Source organism: Parasphingorhabdus sp. (assembly GCF_036963805.1).
Taxonomy (GTDB): Bacteria; Pseudomonadota; Alphaproteobacteria; order Sphingomonadales; family Sphingomonadaceae; genus Parasphingorhabdus.
This window is the reverse complement of the sequence record NZ_JBALUN010000001.1, coordinates 158,184-172,723: the sequence shown is the minus strand read 5'-3', so window position 1 is coordinate 172,723 and position 14,540 is coordinate 158,184. Positions and strand designations below refer to the sequence as shown.

Genomic DNA, 14,540 nt, shown 5'->3' with positions numbered 1-14,540 from the left:
CGATGCCCGGGCATCGTTTAGAGAGGACAGGACTGTGAAGGGACGAACCCGTCAGGCTCCTATAAAGTCACATCTCGCCCGTTGCCAGGGCGGCTTGATGGTCGACACGTCAACGCGATGACACGAGGTCAATCGTAGCATGGGTCAGACCATCAAACCGCAGTAACATAATCACAGTCGTAGCAATTGCCTTTGCCGCTCATCGATGGACGCAGGCCGTAGGCCTGCAGCTTCTTTTGATAATCATAGGAACAATATTGGCTGCCACGATCTGAGTGGAAGATACAGAATTATGAGGGTTTCCAAAGGTTTGCGGCCATATCCAATGCGCTGATCGCCAGATCGTTGGCTACGCCGCCCTTCGGGTCTTCATCCGATCACTGACCGCCCAGCCCACAACGCGGCGGCTATGCAGATCAAGAATGGCGGCAAGATAGAGCCACCCCTCTGCAGTCCACACATAACTGATATCACCAGCCCATTTGCTGTTAGGCGCACTGGCAATGAAGTTACCATCCAGCAGGTTCGGCGCAATGCCCAGACAGTGGTTGCTGTTGGTGGTAACCTTATGCTTGCGGGTGCGAACCGGTCTGATCCCGTTTATCCGCATCAGCCGGCCAACACGGCGCTCGCCAACTTCGAGCCCCGCCTCTTTAAGCTCCATTGTCATGCGAGGGCGTCCATAGCTGCCAAGGCTGAGTCCATATTGTTCGCGAATGTGCGCCAGCACCTTCATGTCGCTACGAGCCCGCAAACTCATCGGCCGTGATCGCCAGGAACGATAGCCGCGTGTCGATACCTGCATTACACGACACAGCATATCGACCGGCCAAATGTCGCGATGGTCATGCACAAACACAAACTTCACGACCGCCGGCTCGCGAAGAACTGTGTAGCCTTTTTAGAATCTCCCTCTCCTCCTTGAGGATACGGTTCTCAAGGCGCAGCCGTTCATTCTCGCGGGCCAAATCTGCCTGCGGTGCTGATACCAGATCAGAAGGTCGATACTGCGATACCCACTTGCCCAGCGTCGATAACCCAACACTCAAATCGGCAGCGACACGCCGCCGCGACAGTCCGCTGGTCAGCGCAATCCGTACCGCTTCCTGCTTGAAATCTTCTGTATGCTTCTTCATCTCGTCGGTCTCCTTGTATGAGTGTTATACTCTCAAATGACCGGTGCAAAACCGTTACAAGTCCAAAAAGCATCTGTCCGGGACGATGGACCCCAATAGATAAGCTTGACGACCTCGTTGTTGAAAGCGTCATCGAAAAAGTGCTGGCCCCTGAACGCCTGTCCAAGCTTCTCGAAGCTTGGCTTGATCGCAGTGCGTTGGGTGAATCCACTGATCGCAAGGAACTCAAAGGTCTCCGCACACGTCAAACCAAGCTTGACGCCGAAAGTGCCGCTGTCATGAAGCTGGTCCGGAATGAACTTGTGTCACCGGATGATCCTCAGATCAAAAAGGAACTTGGTCAGATTGCTGCTCAAAAACGAGCTATAACCGCTGACATCGAAATTCTCGAACGCAAGCTTGCTGATCCAGCCGAATCAATGAATCCCGATATTTTAGAGAAATTTAGCGATTTAATCTCGAGCACTATGCGCGACCGCAGCAACCCCCTTCGACGGGAATATGCCGACCGACACGGCAAGGCGCGCTATCGTTTCCGGCGTACCGGATTCAAAAGCCATGAATTTGTAAATCCACCCGGCACCCCTGCATTTCTGGAAGAATATAAACGCTGCACGGATGGCATAGAAGCGCCCGCCATTAAGCCCGGTGCAGATAGATACATGGCGGGCACCTTTGATGACCTGATAGCCAAATGGTATGCGTCTAGTGAATTTGAGGCGCTGCGAGCGCGGACACGATACGTTTACCGCAATGACCTAGAAAGATGGCGGGCCAAATATGGCAAGGCCTACGTGCGCGATTTAAGGCCGCAGGACGTCCAGAAGGCCATGCAAGAGCGGATGCCGCACAAAACGTCTGCAAACAACCTTAGAAAGCGCCTAGGCCAGCTTATGCGCTTCGCAGTGCAAATGGAACTAGCAGACCGCAACCCGGTGCCGTCAATCAAACCTTATGAGATTGAAGGCGACGGCCACCACAGCTGGACTGAGGACGAAATAGTGCAATATGAGGCGCGGCACCCGATTGGCACGCAAGCCCGCCTGATATTGAATATATTCCTATTTACCGGGCAAAGATTAGGTGACGTTCGCACCCTAGGGCCAAGGCATTATCAGAACGGACGGCTCGAATTTTATCAGGAAAAGCGGAAGGGCAAAGTCTTTATGTCCATCCCGATGCTGGCTCCATTAGCAGAAACGATTCTGGCGAGCAAAACAGGGCAATTCTGCTTTATTATCAGCAGCAAGGGCACGGCTTACACAAGCCAGAGTTTGGGCAATTTAGTGCGCAAATATTGCCGACAAGCTAGCCTGCCCCATTGCAGCGCCCATGGACTGCGCAAGGCCGCTGCACGGCGTCTGGCACTATCAGGCGCAACCAATGCCGAGATAAAAAGCTGGACCGGACACACGACCGACAGCGAAGTTGCGCGCTATACAAAAGGCGCTAGCAATATCCTGCTTTCCGATGCAGCGGGCAAGAAACTTTTGGCGAACCTTGCAACAGAGTTAGACAAAAAAACCCACCAACCACTTGAAAAGGAAAGATTAAATGGAAATAATGGTGCGCCCGACAGGATTCGAACCTGTGGCCCCCAGATTAGGAATCTGATGCTCTATCCGACTGAGCTACGGGCGCCTCAGCTTCATTTAACGACTGCTTGCCATATAGACCAGCGTCAATTTTGTGCCTCTGGCGGCATTACGGGAAGCGGAAGCGGCATGACATCGATACCTTCGTCTTCAAGCTCCGCCACATCGTCTGCCGAAGCTGTGCCATGAATCGGAGCGGCTTCTTTTTCGCCATAATGAATTGCGCGGACGCGCTCGGAAAAATCGTTTCCGACCCATTCTGACTGCTCCAGCATCTTCGCTTGCGCCTTCGCGAGTTTCGCGACTAGTTCCTGATACTCCGCTGGAACCGCAACGGCCTTGGTTATCGGACGTTCTCCCTCGACCGGCAGCGGCGGTTTTGACGGCTCGATAGAAGTCGATGAGCGGCTGGAGCGCTGATTGCCCTTGATGCCGACATTGGGTGCCATGACAGCTTTATCTACGGCGCTACAGCCGCAACTGGGGCAATCAATTAAACCCGCTGCCTTTTGTGAATCAAAATCTCCCGAGGAACCGAACCAGCCTTCAAATTTATGGCCGCCGTCACGGCAAATTAGATCAAATACTATCATGTAGAAACCTTTGGCAAAGCAAATTCCCGGCGATTGGCAATTGCTGGAATTCGGCTCCGAACCTTCGCTATATCTTGCAAATCAATGTCGCACGTCGCTACGCCAGTATCCGTCCCCATGTCTAGCAGCACTTGACCCCACGGATCAATTAGCATCGAATGACCATAGGTTGCGCGGCCATCCTCATGCACGCCCGATTGCGCAGCCGCGACGACAAAAACACCAGCCTCGATGGCCCGGGCGCGAAGCAATATTTCCCAATGTGCCTCTCCGGTCGGCACCGTGAAAGCGGCTGGTACAGATAGGATATCGGCGCCAGCGCCTGTCAGTGCTGCGTAAAGTGACGGAAATCGAAGATCATAGCAAACCGACAGACCAAGCGTAGCCCCCATCACTTTTGCAGTGACCGCCTCTGACCCACTCTCATAGGCCGCAGATTCCCGCCAAGTCTCCCCGGTGCTCAGATCGACATCAAAAAGATGGATCTTGTCGTAACGCGCCGCAATTTCCCCCGATGGGTCTATCAGAAAAGACCGGTTGACTGATTTCCCTGTTTCTTCACCATCTGGCTTTATCGCCAAAGAACCAAGGGCAACCCAAATATTTCCATGTTTTGCGGCCGCACAAGCTTCGTTCAAAACAGGGTCTTCCTGCTCTGTGCGAATATTGGCGGTCGCCCGGCTTCGGTCGCGGTCAATTAACCCGGTCATTTCCGGCGTAAAAATTATATCCGCGTCTTTAGCTGCTGCTTCATCAATATAGGTTCGCAACATTTGTGCATTAGCGACGGGATCAATCCCACTGCACATTTGCGCCAAGGCAATACACGTCACCAATTAGACTGCCAGCAATGCGTCCAGTTTCCCCGCATCCTGCAAAGATGCAAGATCATCGGAGCCCCCAATATGTTGATCATTGATAAAAATCTGAGGAACAGTTGTCTGCCCGCCGGACCGCTGGATCATTTCTTCGCGTTTTGCTCCACCCATGGTGATATCGGTCTCTTCTATGGTGACATCCTTGCTTTCCAACAATTTCTTCGCCCGAAAGCAATACCCGCATGTAAATTTGGTATAAATCTCAACTTTTGCCATCGCAGCTTCCTAATATGTTTCTTTCATCATTGCAGATGGACCCAATGGCTTCGCAATTCAACTCTCGACCATTTAACTTTGTTCATAATCGATCAGCACCCGCGCCCAACAGAAAACAAGTACCCGATCAGCGCCGGATTTTTTCAATAATCTGGCGCAAGCATTAGTAGTTGCTCCCGTCGTATAAACATCGTCGACCAATATGATCGTTCTTTCGTCAATTTTTGACCTAGCATCTCCTGACAATAGAAACGCATCTTTGACCAACTTCCGCCGCTGTTTCGCGGACATAAACCGCAACGGCGGAGTTGCACTTTTACGTGACAATATTCCGGTGTCCATTGCAATAGCGTTTCGTTTTGACAGCGCACGGGCGATAAGTACCGATTGATTAAAGCCCCGCGACCACAAACGCCAACGGTGAAGTGGTACGGGAATGATCAGCGCGTCGGCAGGAACCTCGTGCAAAAAGCGCTCCAACTGACGTGCAATTAATTCCCCATACCCCAGTCGGGTTCCATATTTTAACCGCATAGCCAGCAAGCTGCTTTTATCATCATAAGCGACAACCGCCCTGACACCATCATGATCAGGAAGATTCTGTAGACAAGTAACGCATTGCGCGCCTTCGCCTTGTGCAAAAGCAAAGGGTTTTCCGCATGAAGCACACCATGGCTCGATCAAAAACACTAGGTCTTGCCAGCAGGACAGGCAGAAATGATGATCGGCCTCAACCGTGACGCCGCAAATCGGACAGCGCGGCGGAAGCGCGAAATCCAATACAGGTTTGAACAGAGCAGACAAAATCTCCATTTGCTCTTGTCGCTCGTTCCGACGACAGGCACAAGACGGTATGAACAGCAAAAACGGCCCTATAGAATTATTTGACCGCGAACGAAGGCGCCGCTTTCGAGACCGCGCTTATCATCGGTCCCAAGGCACGGATTTTATCGGGCAAATCATGGCTGAAGAAATATTGGATCGGCTATCGTTGGTGAAGCGGGATTTCAAAAAATGCCTGTTGATTGGACAGGCCGGGCATTTTCTTCGGTCGGTGCTAAATGATTTGGGCATTGATACTGTCGCTGCCGATGCGAGCTTCAAAGTCGCGGCTTCACTCAACGGTGTTCAATGCGATGAGGATCGCCTGCCATTTGCCGATCATAGCTTCGATCTCATAATCAATCTCGACACACTAGATAGCGTGAATGATCTGCCAGGAGCACTGGCTTTGGCCCGCCGCATATTGAAACCAGACGGACTATTGCTGGCCTCGTTCATCGGGGCGGAGAGTCTCACCACGCTGAAATCAATCTTGATGCAAGCAGAAGGGGACCGTGTATCGGCACATATCCACCCCCAAATAGATATTCGCACTGCCGGTGACCTAATGTCTCGCGTCGGATTTGCACTGCCGGTAATAGACAGCGATTGCCTACGCCTACGCTATACAAGTCTTGCCAAGCTAGTGAGCGATATCAGGGATATCGGTGGCGGCAATATGTTGAAGGATCAAATCAAGCCGCTGTCCCGAGATGTTTACCAGCAAACAAAACTGAGCTTTCACAATAAAGCGGATGATGACGGCAGGACAACAGAACAGATTGAGCTGATATATTTATGCGGCTGGGCGCCCCATCCCGATCAACCGGTCGCTGCCCGTCGCGGAAGCGGTCAAATGTCCCTGAAGGATGCTCTGAACAAACCCGCAGCAGATTAACAGCGGTTCAAAGGGCCGCCATTAATTGTAACACCAGCGGCACGTCTGCTGGCGGCATTTCAAGATGTTGCAACTCCGCCAAAGGGAGCCATTTCATATCGGCTGACTCCAAATTTTGAGCCTCACCAGCCCAATCACGGCACGTATATAGCAACAGCACCAGATGCTTGCCCCCAAGCGATTCGCTAGCAAAAGCAATGGGACTCAAGGCGGCAATTTCGACTACCACCCCTAGTTCTTCTTCCAATTCTCGTACAAGTGCCGATTCTGGCGTTTCCCCAGCTTCAACCTTACCTCCAGGGAATTCCCATAGGCCTGCCATCGGCTTGCCGTGGGGACGTTTTTGCACCAGAATATTCTGATCCTGATCAATCAATGCAGCGGCTACGACGAATAAATATGTCGGATTATTTTCCACTTTTTCCTCCGATGTAAGGGTTTTGTTAATCCCTTTCTGTGAAAAATGGATCGTTCGCAACTTAGTAAACATTTAAATGTGTTGAGAGGGATATAGTGAGTCTAATTAAAAAAATATATCGCTCGGAACAGGGGGCAACGGCCGTTGAATATGGTTTGATTGTAGCATTGATCGCTATTTCCGCACTTGCGGCGATTAGCGGGCTAGCAAAGTCAAACGCAAACATGTGGAATTTCGTTGCTGATGAAGTCGTCGAAAATTCATAAACGGCCGTAGTGCATTAAACATTTATAAAGTTTTCTGATTTAATGTGAATAACATCAGCCCGTAACTTGGGTTTGATTGGGTAAGTGAAGTTTGTCAAATATAGGAGACCAGACATGAAACTAGTACGTAAAATGTTTAAGAACGAAGAAGGCGCGACCGCCATTGAATATGGTTTGATTGCTGCTCTGATCGCTGTTGCAGCTATCGTTGCAATGGGTCAATTGGGTAACACCTTGAAGAACACCTTCAACAAAGTTGACACCGAAATGACCAAAGGCAACAACGCCGGTTAACGGTTGAGCTTTTTAAAGCTAAAAGAGGACGGCAACCTGAAAAGGCTGCCGTCTTTTTTGTTTGCGGTGCGACTAACTAAAATCAGTAGATGACTATTTTTACCTTCTGCCCCAATTGAAGCACATCAGACGCGCTCAGACGGTTCAGAACCAGAAATCTATCCTTTTGATAGCTGGAATATGCCATTTTCTGCGCGATACTATCTATTGTATCGCCAACTCTTACTGTCACGACATCAATTTTCCGCGGTTTAATGGCAGCGACCTCGCTGGATGTTAGCCGCTTCATGCTTTGATACATCGGTGAAAAGACGCTTGCCTTCCCCACCGGCGCCAATGTCGCGAAGTGGAAGGCACTGCTATTCGAAAATTCATATGCGAATATTGTGACATCAATTTCGCCGCTGCTACTTTTTGCCCGCCCGGTGGCATAAGCAACAGGCAAGCCGTTGACGGTAGTGCGCTGAATATCTCCATAGGGAATATCCGCCCCCTCGCCCGACAAAGCTTTGAAAGCAGATGCGATATAGGTCGTCATATTGCCGGTATAAGGACCGGTAGTAAATTGCCCTTGGCCAGCAGAACCATTAATCGTTACCGCGCTCGTACCATTTTGCATCGCGAAACCGCTTGGGACCGTAAATTTTAGCTTCAAGTCCGGATGCAGGAAACTATTCCCCTCGATCACACCTTGCTTCGGATCATCGCCATATAAGACGCCATCAAGATTCTGCAGGAACACATCGCGATTACGCTTTCCGCCGACGACTCCCAGTTTTCCAGCATTTTTTGCAGCCCGAGATACCCGTTCCAAAGGATTGGGATGGGTACTTGCCCATTCCGGTACACCTCGTGCATCCCTCCCCGCTGCGCGCGCATCAATCGCAGATTGGGCCGCCAGTGATTCGAGCATTGTCGACAAAGCTGCTGGAGCATAACCAGCAGATGCGAGATATCTTATACCAAGATCATCTGCTTCATATTCCTGTTTCCGTGAATATTTCAGCGTCAATAATTGACTGCCGGTCCCGAAAACTTCCTGCCCCAACTTACCGAGTGCCGAATCGCCCAAAAGAACGGCAGCGCCGATCTGGCCTAAGGCGCCCAAAATACTATTGCGCTGAGCAGCTTTTTGCCGTTTCTTTCCGTGACGCGCCGCGACATGGCCTACTTCATGGCCCAGAACACCGGCCATCTCGGCCTCGTCATTCATCAAGGCCATTAATTGACGCGTCAGATAAACGTAGCCGCCGGGAATCGCGAAAGCATTGTTCACGGGACTGTTCAGCAGCGTCACGGTAAAGTCACTGCGCGCATCTCCCAAACCGGATTGTACCGCGATGTCCTGTCCAATACGGACGACATACGCACTCTGGGGGCCAGTATAGGCTCCGCCAAATTCCTGTAATAATTGGGGATGCGCTTCTGCACCCGAGCGTTTGTCCGCCGCCGAAATAGTGCGTACTTCGCCTTGTTGTCCGGATGAACTACTGCCTGCAGATTCCACTGCACCAGCGTCGGCTCCCGACCCGCCGCATGCTGCCAATGACAGCAATGCAACAGTAGATAGCAATTTCTTGGATATGATACTCATCAAACTCTCCTTACGCGCCAGTCTATATTAGAGAACAATCCAGCGAAAGGGCAGCACTTGTAAAATAGCGTAGCCTATGGCCAGTTCAGCCGGTTCCCATTATCTTAAGCAACGGATAAGTAGCTAAATCGTTCCAATTTTTAGGAACTTCTCTCGGCGCATGGTACGTAATGCTTGGCGGTCGAGTTTCTGCAATGCACCGATTTCTTCAACAATGGCATTACCCAATGTCGCGATGCACAGAGCGCGATCACGATGCGCGCCGCCCACTGGCTCCTCAACAATACGGTCTATTACGCCTAGGTTGTGCAGGTTTTGCGCGGTGATTTTCATCGCATCCGCCGCGACATCAGCCTTATCCCCGGTACGCCATAATATAGATGCACAGCCTTCGGGAGAAATAACCGAATAAACCGCATGTTCCAACATCAATACGCGTTCGGCGGCCGCCAGTGCTACCGCGCCGCCCGATCCGCCTTCACCGACAATAACAGCCACCATCGGCACGCCAAGCGATAAACATTTTTCAGTAGACCGGGCAATCGCCTCAGCCTGTCCCCGTTCTTCCGCAGAAACTCCGGGAAACGCACCGGAGGTATCGACCAAGGTTAGAACTGGTAACGAAAAACGGTCGGCAATATCCATCAACCTGATGGCTTTGCGATAACCTTCAGGCTTTCCCATTCCAAAATTATGCCGCAGACGGGTTTCGGTGTCATCGCCCTTTTCATGGCCGATCACGATCATTCGCATATCGCCTCTTTTAGCAAAGCCGCCGATAATAGCTCGGTCATCGCCAAAATTACGATCACCACAAAGCGGGATGAATTCATCGAACAACCCGGCAACAAAATCCTTAAAGTGCGGCCGTTCTGGATGCCGCGCCACCTGCGTTTTTTGCCACGGAGTTAATTTGGCATAAGTATCGCTCAGCATTTTTGCAGATTTAGCCTGCAATTTTGCAATTTCACTTTCGATATCCAACGAACCTTCGTCCGCCGTTTCTCTAAGCTCTATAATACGCGATTCCAGAGCTGCTATCGGTTTTTCAAAATCAAGAAAGGATGTCATAATATTCGGTTAGAACCGCTAGACAAAAACGTCAACGCGTCAGATCATGTTGACGGAGCGGATGGCGATTATTCACCAGTTCAACCAGTCGGGCACTGTCGACATGTGTGTATATTTGCGTCGTGCTGATATCACTATGGCCCAATAATGTCTGCAACGCCCTAAGATCAGCGCCGCCCTCCAGTAAATGGGTGGCAAAAGCATGGCGCAGGACATGGGGACTAATTTTCGAGGGATTAATGTCGGATTTAGCGGCCAAATCTTTGATAATCTGAAATAAGCGAATTCGGCTCAAATGTCCGGTGCGTGACGGGAACAGATATTTCTCATCAGCGTCGACAAATATTGCCCATCTGTTGACAGCCTCACGCGCACGGTCCGAAATAGGAACGAGCCGCTCTTTTCCGCCTTTTCCGCGCACAATCAGGAACGGACGGTCAATCATAACTGACTTTCGCGGCAAAGAAACAAGTTCGCTCGCCCTAAATCCGGAACCGTAAAGCAATTCAATCAAGGCGGATAACCTTGCGTCATTTGGTTTTGCCGTTGGCGAATTCAATTTGGCTTCGATCGTTTGGAAAAGCCGGGCAATTTCTTCATGGGAGAGGATTTTTGGTAAATTGCGCTGCCCGCCGGGTCGCGGCAAAGCGTCGGATGGATCATCTTCGCGAAATCCCTCTTCGACCAAAAAGCCAAAAAACCGGCGCAAAGAAGAGGATTTGCGAGACACACTATTATTTTTCAGATCGCGCCATTCATGGGCAATATTTTCCAACGCGCCACGGTCAGCCTCCGACAACGCGCCTTTCGCAAAACCGGATGCTTGCTCCAGATCAGAACGATAAGCAGACAGCGTGTTTGGGGATGCACCGTTTTCAGCGGCCATCATCTCCAAAAACCGATCAATATAGGCAGGATCATTGCTCATGGTGAAGCAAGGATAACGGCGGCGGGCTCAATTGGAAAGCCTTGGGTGATTTCGCCGAGCTTATGTTCTCATCAATGCTTCAGCAGCAATCATGCGTGCTTCGGCTTCCATGCCCACTGTTTTTAACGAGCGGGTGATGTAGAATAGATGCAGCGGCGACATCGCCTTCCACCCGCGCCCTTGCATCCCAACCGCAGTCAACAATGCCACAGTACCGCCCTGCCCGCGCTGTGCAGCCGATCTGATCGCGCCGGTCCATTTTGTGGTTTTGTTGAGATTAAGCTCAAGATCGGATGCAAAGTCCTGACTAGCCTCTGCGTCAACGCGGCCAAGGCCCGCTAATGCAGCGAGAAGAAATTTGCTCTTTAACTGTCCAGCGCTTTCGTCATTGTCCGCAAAATCATCCAGCGCGCTATAGTCAACAGCAACCGCTTTATTAGGCGCTCCTACTGCAAGCAAAGCCCAGCCATTGCTACCCGCCTCGACTTGCTTTGCCCAACGCGCGGCGCTCCGGTCCAATCCAGCAGACAGCATGGATGCGATTAAATCTGCACTACTATCTACCAAATCAGCCGATGCCGGAATTTTGGCAGCCGCGCGAGCCGTTAGAATTTTTGAAGAATAAGAAATCAGTGCACCATTACCTCGCCCCCAAAGCGCGCGCATCGCTTCAATACGCCCCGCAGCCGTTGGCTTGGTATAGGCTTGACGCAGTGTCGAGGCTTGCGCCTTCAGATCATCGCTAGCCTCTGGGTCTTCATAGGTTGCGCCATAGAGATCGACCATCGCCTTGTTCGATAATACACCGATTGCTGCGGCTGTATCCGCCGCTTTCATACGTGAATCTCTGGAAAGCATGGGGGCCCGGACACGCCAGCCCTGCACATGCCGGCCCGCCTGTTCGTATAGTTTATCAGGAGGCTCCACGCCGGTTGCAGTACCCAGTCCAAAGCGCCAATTGTTAAAATATTCGATGTCGTCCCATTTAATCGTAACGGCGCGCCGTCCCTCGAAGCCCGCTCCAACCGCTTTCTCTGCAAGCAAGTAATCAATACCAGTCGCGCTGCTTTTTCGCCGCGCTTCTCGCAAAAGCACCGTAGCTCGGCTCTGTTCACCCGAGAATGACGCACAAATCGGACGAAATAAAACCCAGGTCGGTGAATCGCTGGCTCTAACGCCACCATCGACATAAGGACAAATTCCGGCAGGATCAGCCGTTGCCAGATGAGCCTGCATCGCGACAGTGTATAGTCGGGGCGTAAAATTAGCCGCATCGACTTTCAATACTAGCGCGCGCGCAGCATCCGCTTCCCCGATCAACAGCAAACGCCATGCACGTTCGGCGACCCAATCGGCTGGATTTACATTTTCCGGACTGTCCACCTTGCTGAGCAACGTCCGGCGTAGCAATATCGAACCCCAGCGTGAAATTATCGGCCCACGAAGATTTTTGATGAGATTGGTCAGATATTGACCGCCTTCTTCGCCAAAACCATCCGTCGCTATGCCGCCCGAGCTTTCGGTCAAAACCCCGATCTGCGCCATCGACCGTGCAGCAACAGGCGTCAGATAATATTGCGGCTGCAACGCATCATCCAATGCGTTCAAATCACCGTCATCGGTCACATCCAAAATCGACGATGAGGGCCGACTAGCGACATCTGCCGTTGAAGGCGTGCCACTTACAATTGATTCGCCGGAAGGCGGCGATGGACGGCTAGCTACAGGACCAGGTGCCGGTGTCGGACGGGGAGTTGGGGTTGGACGTGGAGCTGGGGTTGGCGTTGGTGCCGGAGCGGGGTCACCGAAACCGGGAGGCAATAGAGACTCAGGCGCGCTCTGACCTAAAACCGGCAAAGACAAAGCGAGAGCAGCAATGCCAACCGTCGCTAGTGAAATATGTTTCCTGCGAAAGCGCATCGCTTATTTCAATGCTCCGCCAATGACCGGTTTTTCAACAGGTTTTAACTCCTGTTCGACATCCATTGATGCCAAAAGAAACATGGCCCCAATAATGGCAACCAGAAAGACGATCAAAAAAACCAAATTACGCGGCATCTTTATTCCACAATCTTTCTTATTTATCAAAATTACATCTGCAAACGCATTGCGTTTTGCACTCGCAAGCATCCTATGTATAGCCTTTGCCTCAATGGACAAAAACATGAAAGACCCTTTTGATAAATCCACCGAAGATTCCGGTGAAGAGTTTGTCATATCGACCGAAAAGCCACTGGTTTTAATCGGACTTATGGGTGTGGGGAAAACAACCGTTGGCCGAAGACTGGCAAAAAAGCTGCATTTGCCATTTGCTGATGCTGATGAAGAGATTGAAAAAGCGGCTGACCTCAAAGTCTCCGAGATTTTTGAGCGTTTCGGTGAAGATTATTTCCGCGATGGTGAAAGACGGGTGATTGCACGCCTATTGGAAGGCGGCGCACAAGTTATCGCAACCGGCGGCGGCGCATTCATGAACGAAGAAACCCGGGAACTAATTTTATCTAAGGCGACAGCCATATGGCTGAACGCCGACATAGAAATATTGGTCCACCGCGTGGGGCGCCGCGATACCAGACCGTTGCTTAAAAATGGTGATCCGGAAACAATATTGCGCGAGCTAGCCGCTGAAAGAAATCCTGTATATGCGCAGGCCCACCTTCATGTCACCAGCAATGATGCGCCGCATGACATTACCGTCGATAATATCATCAAGGCACTACAAAAATGACCCTAATTCCCGTAAACCTTGCCGGCAACGGATATGACATATTAGTTGAATCGGGCGCGTTAAACAACGCGGCCCAGCACCTCAAAGACCATGTCAAAAACGATCGGGTGTTCGTGGTAACTGACACCAACGTGTCGGCAAAGTGGCGGCAACCACTAGAATCGGATTTGGAGAAATCCGGGATCAAGGTGATCAGTCACGTGCTTCCCGCTGGCGAACAGACAAAAAGCTGGGCCGTTCTGGAACAATTGACCGACTGGCTGTTAGACGAAGGCGCGGAACGGTCGGATATATTAATTGCTTTGGGCGGCGGCGTAATCGGCGATCTCACCGGCTTTGCAGCATCTATCCTAAAACGCGGCTGCAATTTCATCCAAATACCGACAAGCCTCTTGGCGCAGGTGGATAGCAGTGTCGGCGGCAAGACCGCGATCAACAGCCGCGCAGGAAAAAACCTGATCGGCCGTTTTAATCAGCCCAGATTTGTTTTGATTGATCCGCTCGTGCTGGGGACCTTGCCGGACCGTGAATTGCGGGCTGGCTATGCGGAAGTTGTGAAATACGGCTTGATCAACAACGCCCCGTTTTTCGAATGGTGCGAGGAGAATAGTGACAAGCTATTAGGTCGCGATCCCGACGCGCTAAGCTATGCCATCACCGAAAGTGTGAAGGCCAAAGCCGGTATAGTTGCGGAAGACGAAAAGGAACTGAGCGGTCGCCGCGCCTTGCTGAACCTTGGCCATACATTTGGCCATGCACTGGAAGCAGAAACAGGATATTCGAGCGATTTGGTCCATGGTGAAGCTGTTGCAGCGGGCATGGCGCTGGCCTTTCACTATTCGGCCCGCCGCGGCCATTGTACTGAAACCGACGCAGCCCGCGTCGAACGCCATTTAGCGCAAGCAGGTTTACCGCACAGCCTCGACAGTGCCTCAGTTAAGGCCTCAGGCGAACGGCTGGTCCAACATATGCTGCATGACAAGAAAATGACCGGAGGAAATCTCCCGTTTCTGTTGGGCAATGCGATTGGGGAGACATTTCTCGCCGATGACGTTGATTTGGAAGACGTTGCTGCATTTCTTGATCAAGCGGAATAATTGCGC

At 51.4% G+C, this 14,540-nt stretch carries 15 protein-coding genes, 1 tRNA gene and 2 pseudogenes; 6 read left to right on the top strand and 12 right to left on the bottom strand.

Features of this window, described 5'->3' with window-relative positions; translation table 11 throughout:
• Positions 1 to 176: 176 nt before the first annotated feature.
• A pseudogene (locus tag V7676_RS00850) lies at positions 177 to 1,136 on the bottom strand (IS3 family transposase); the annotation flags it as partial.
• A 662-nt stretch (positions 1,137 to 1,798) separates the two neighbouring features.
• Here V7676_RS00850 and V7676_RS18810 point away from each other — a divergent pair.
• Positions 1,799 to 2,569, top strand: a pseudogene (locus V7676_RS18810) (tyrosine-type recombinase/integrase); the annotation flags it as partial.
• 131 nt (positions 2,570 to 2,700) lie between these two features.
• Here V7676_RS18810 and V7676_RS00845 read toward each other — a convergent pair.
• The 5 genes from V7676_RS00845 to V7676_RS00825 form a co-directional block, all read right to left on the bottom strand.
• Positions 2,701 to 2,777 (bottom strand) — tRNA-Arg (locus V7676_RS00845).
• 40 nt (positions 2,778 to 2,817) lie between these two features.
• The gene (locus V7676_RS00840; RefSeq protein WP_335657767.1) at positions 2,818 to 3,324 is read right to left on the bottom strand and encodes a DUF1178 family protein; all 507 of its coding nucleotides are present in this window, start codon (positions 3,322 to 3,324) and stop codon (positions 2,818 to 2,820) included.
• Positions 3,321 to 4,160: a carbon-nitrogen hydrolase family protein gene (locus V7676_RS00835; protein WP_335657766.1), complete on the bottom strand. Its 840-nt coding sequence runs from the start codon at positions 4,158 to 4,160 to the stop codon at positions 3,321 to 3,323. Before V7676_RS00835 ends, V7676_RS00840 begins: the two co-directional genes overlap by 4 nt.
• Complete coding sequence (grxC, locus tag V7676_RS00830; protein WP_335657765.1) at positions 4,161 to 4,418, bottom strand: glutaredoxin 3; 258 nt, start codon at positions 4,416 to 4,418, stop codon at positions 4,161 to 4,163. It lies immediately after the preceding gene.
• A gap of 72 nt (positions 4,419 to 4,490) precedes the next feature.
• A complete protein-coding gene (locus tag V7676_RS00825; RefSeq protein ID WP_335657764.1) occupies positions 4,491 to 5,231 on the bottom strand; it encodes a ComF family protein in 741 nt (246 codons plus the stop codon).
• A gap of 40 nt (positions 5,232 to 5,271) precedes the next feature.
• On the opposite strand from V7676_RS00825, the gene V7676_RS00820 reads away from it, so the two are divergent.
• The gene (locus V7676_RS00820) at positions 5,272 to 6,138 is read left to right on the top strand and encodes a methyltransferase domain-containing protein (RefSeq protein WP_335657763.1); all 867 of its coding nucleotides are present in this window, start codon (positions 5,272 to 5,274) and stop codon (positions 6,136 to 6,138) included.
• A gap of 7 nt (positions 6,139 to 6,145) precedes the next feature.
• Here the strand turns inward: V7676_RS00820 and V7676_RS00815 are convergent, their stop codons facing one another.
• Positions 6,146 to 6,556: a (deoxy)nucleoside triphosphate pyrophosphohydrolase gene (locus tag V7676_RS00815; protein ID WP_335657762.1), complete on the bottom strand. Its 411-nt coding sequence runs from the start codon at positions 6,554 to 6,556 to the stop codon at positions 6,146 to 6,148.
• A 95-nt stretch (positions 6,557 to 6,651) separates the two neighbouring features.
• Between V7676_RS00815 and V7676_RS00810 the strand changes: the two genes are divergently transcribed.
• Both V7676_RS00810 and V7676_RS00805 read left to right on the top strand, forming a co-directional pair.
• Entirely contained in the window at positions 6,652 to 6,822 is a 171-nt protein-coding gene (locus tag V7676_RS00810) for a Flp family type IVb pilin (protein ID WP_335657761.1), read from the top strand.
• Between the two features lie 114 nt (positions 6,823 to 6,936).
• Positions 6,937 to 7,116 (top strand): Flp family type IVb pilin, encoded by a 180-nt coding sequence (locus tag V7676_RS00805; protein WP_335657760.1) that lies wholly within the window; start codon positions 6,937 to 6,939, stop codon positions 7,114 to 7,116.
• An 82-nt stretch (positions 7,117 to 7,198) separates the two neighbouring features.
• On the opposite strand, the gene V7676_RS00800 is transcribed toward V7676_RS00805, so the two are convergent.
• From V7676_RS00800 to V7676_RS00780, 5 genes are all read right to left on the bottom strand, one after another.
• On the bottom strand, positions 7,199 to 8,710 hold the full coding sequence (locus V7676_RS00800; protein ID WP_335657759.1) for a M48 family metalloprotease: 1,512 nt from the start codon (positions 8,708 to 8,710) through the stop codon (positions 7,199 to 7,201).
• Between the two features lie 123 nt (positions 8,711 to 8,833).
• A complete protein-coding gene (locus V7676_RS00795; protein ID WP_335657758.1) occupies positions 8,834 to 9,781 on the bottom strand; it encodes an acetyl-CoA carboxylase carboxyltransferase subunit alpha in 948 nt (315 codons plus the stop codon).
• A gap of 31 nt (positions 9,782 to 9,812) precedes the next feature.
• Complete coding sequence (locus V7676_RS00790; RefSeq protein ID WP_335657757.1) at positions 9,813 to 10,709, bottom strand: tyrosine recombinase; 897 nt, start codon at positions 10,707 to 10,709, stop codon at positions 9,813 to 9,815.
• Positions 10,710 to 10,769: 60 nt separating this feature from the next.
• Complete coding sequence (locus tag V7676_RS00785; protein WP_335657756.1) at positions 10,770 to 12,629, bottom strand: hypothetical protein; 1,860 nt, start codon at positions 12,627 to 12,629, stop codon at positions 10,770 to 10,772.
• 3 nt (positions 12,630 to 12,632) lie between these two features.
• On the bottom strand, positions 12,633 to 12,875 hold the full coding sequence (locus tag V7676_RS00780) for a hypothetical protein (RefSeq protein WP_335657755.1): 243 nt from the start codon (positions 12,873 to 12,875) through the stop codon (positions 12,633 to 12,635).
• Between V7676_RS00780 and V7676_RS00775 the strand changes: the two genes are divergently transcribed.
• Positions 12,874 to 13,437 (top strand): shikimate kinase, encoded by a 564-nt coding sequence (locus tag V7676_RS00775; RefSeq protein ID WP_335657754.1) that lies wholly within the window; start codon positions 12,874 to 12,876, stop codon positions 13,435 to 13,437. The two genes, V7676_RS00780 and V7676_RS00775, sit on opposite strands and share 2 nt — an antisense overlap.
• Entirely contained in the window at positions 13,434 to 14,534 is a 1,101-nt protein-coding gene (aroB, locus tag V7676_RS00770) for a 3-dehydroquinate synthase (RefSeq protein ID WP_335657753.1), read from the top strand. The genes V7676_RS00775 and aroB overlap by 4 nt, the downstream gene beginning before the upstream one ends.
• Positions 14,535 to 14,540: the final 6 nt, after the last annotated feature.

Coding starts and splice junctions, on each gene's coding strand:
- V7676_RS00775 (WP_335657754.1), top strand. CDS start 12,874: ATGAAAGACCCTTTTGATAAATCCACCGAAGATTCCGGTGAAGAGTTT.
- V7676_RS00795 (WP_335657758.1), bottom strand. CDS start 9,781: ATGACATCCTTTCTTGATTTTGAAAAACCGATAGCAGCTCTGGAATCG.
- aroB (WP_335657753.1), top strand. CDS start 13,434: ATGACCCTAATTCCCGTAAACCTTGCCGGCAACGGATATGACATATTA.
- V7676_RS00790 (WP_335657757.1), bottom strand. CDS start 10,709: ATGAGCAATGATCCTGCCTATATTGATCGGTTTTTGGAGATGATGGCC.
- grxC (WP_335657765.1), bottom strand. CDS start 4,418: ATGGCAAAAGTTGAGATTTATACCAAATTTACATGCGGGTATTGCTTT.
- V7676_RS00780 (WP_335657755.1), bottom strand. CDS start 12,875: ATGTTTTTGTCCATTGAGGCAAAGGCTATACATAGGATGCTTGCGAGT.
- V7676_RS00785 (WP_335657756.1), bottom strand. CDS start 12,629: ATGCGCTTTCGCAGGAAACATATTTCACTAGCGACGGTTGGCATTGCT.
- V7676_RS00840 (WP_335657767.1), bottom strand. CDS start 3,324: ATGATAGTATTTGATCTAATTTGCCGTGACGGCGGCCATAAATTTGAA.
- V7676_RS00820 (WP_335657763.1), top strand. CDS start 5,272: ATGAACAGCAAAAACGGCCCTATAGAATTATTTGACCGCGAACGAAGG.
- V7676_RS00825 (WP_335657764.1), bottom strand. CDS start 5,231: ATGGAGATTTTGTCTGCTCTGTTCAAACCTGTATTGGATTTCGCGCTT.
- V7676_RS00805 (WP_335657760.1), top strand. CDS start 6,937: ATGAAACTAGTACGTAAAATGTTTAAGAACGAAGAAGGCGCGACCGCC.
- V7676_RS00800 (WP_335657759.1), bottom strand. CDS start 8,710: ATGAGTATCATATCCAAGAAATTGCTATCTACTGTTGCATTGCTGTCA.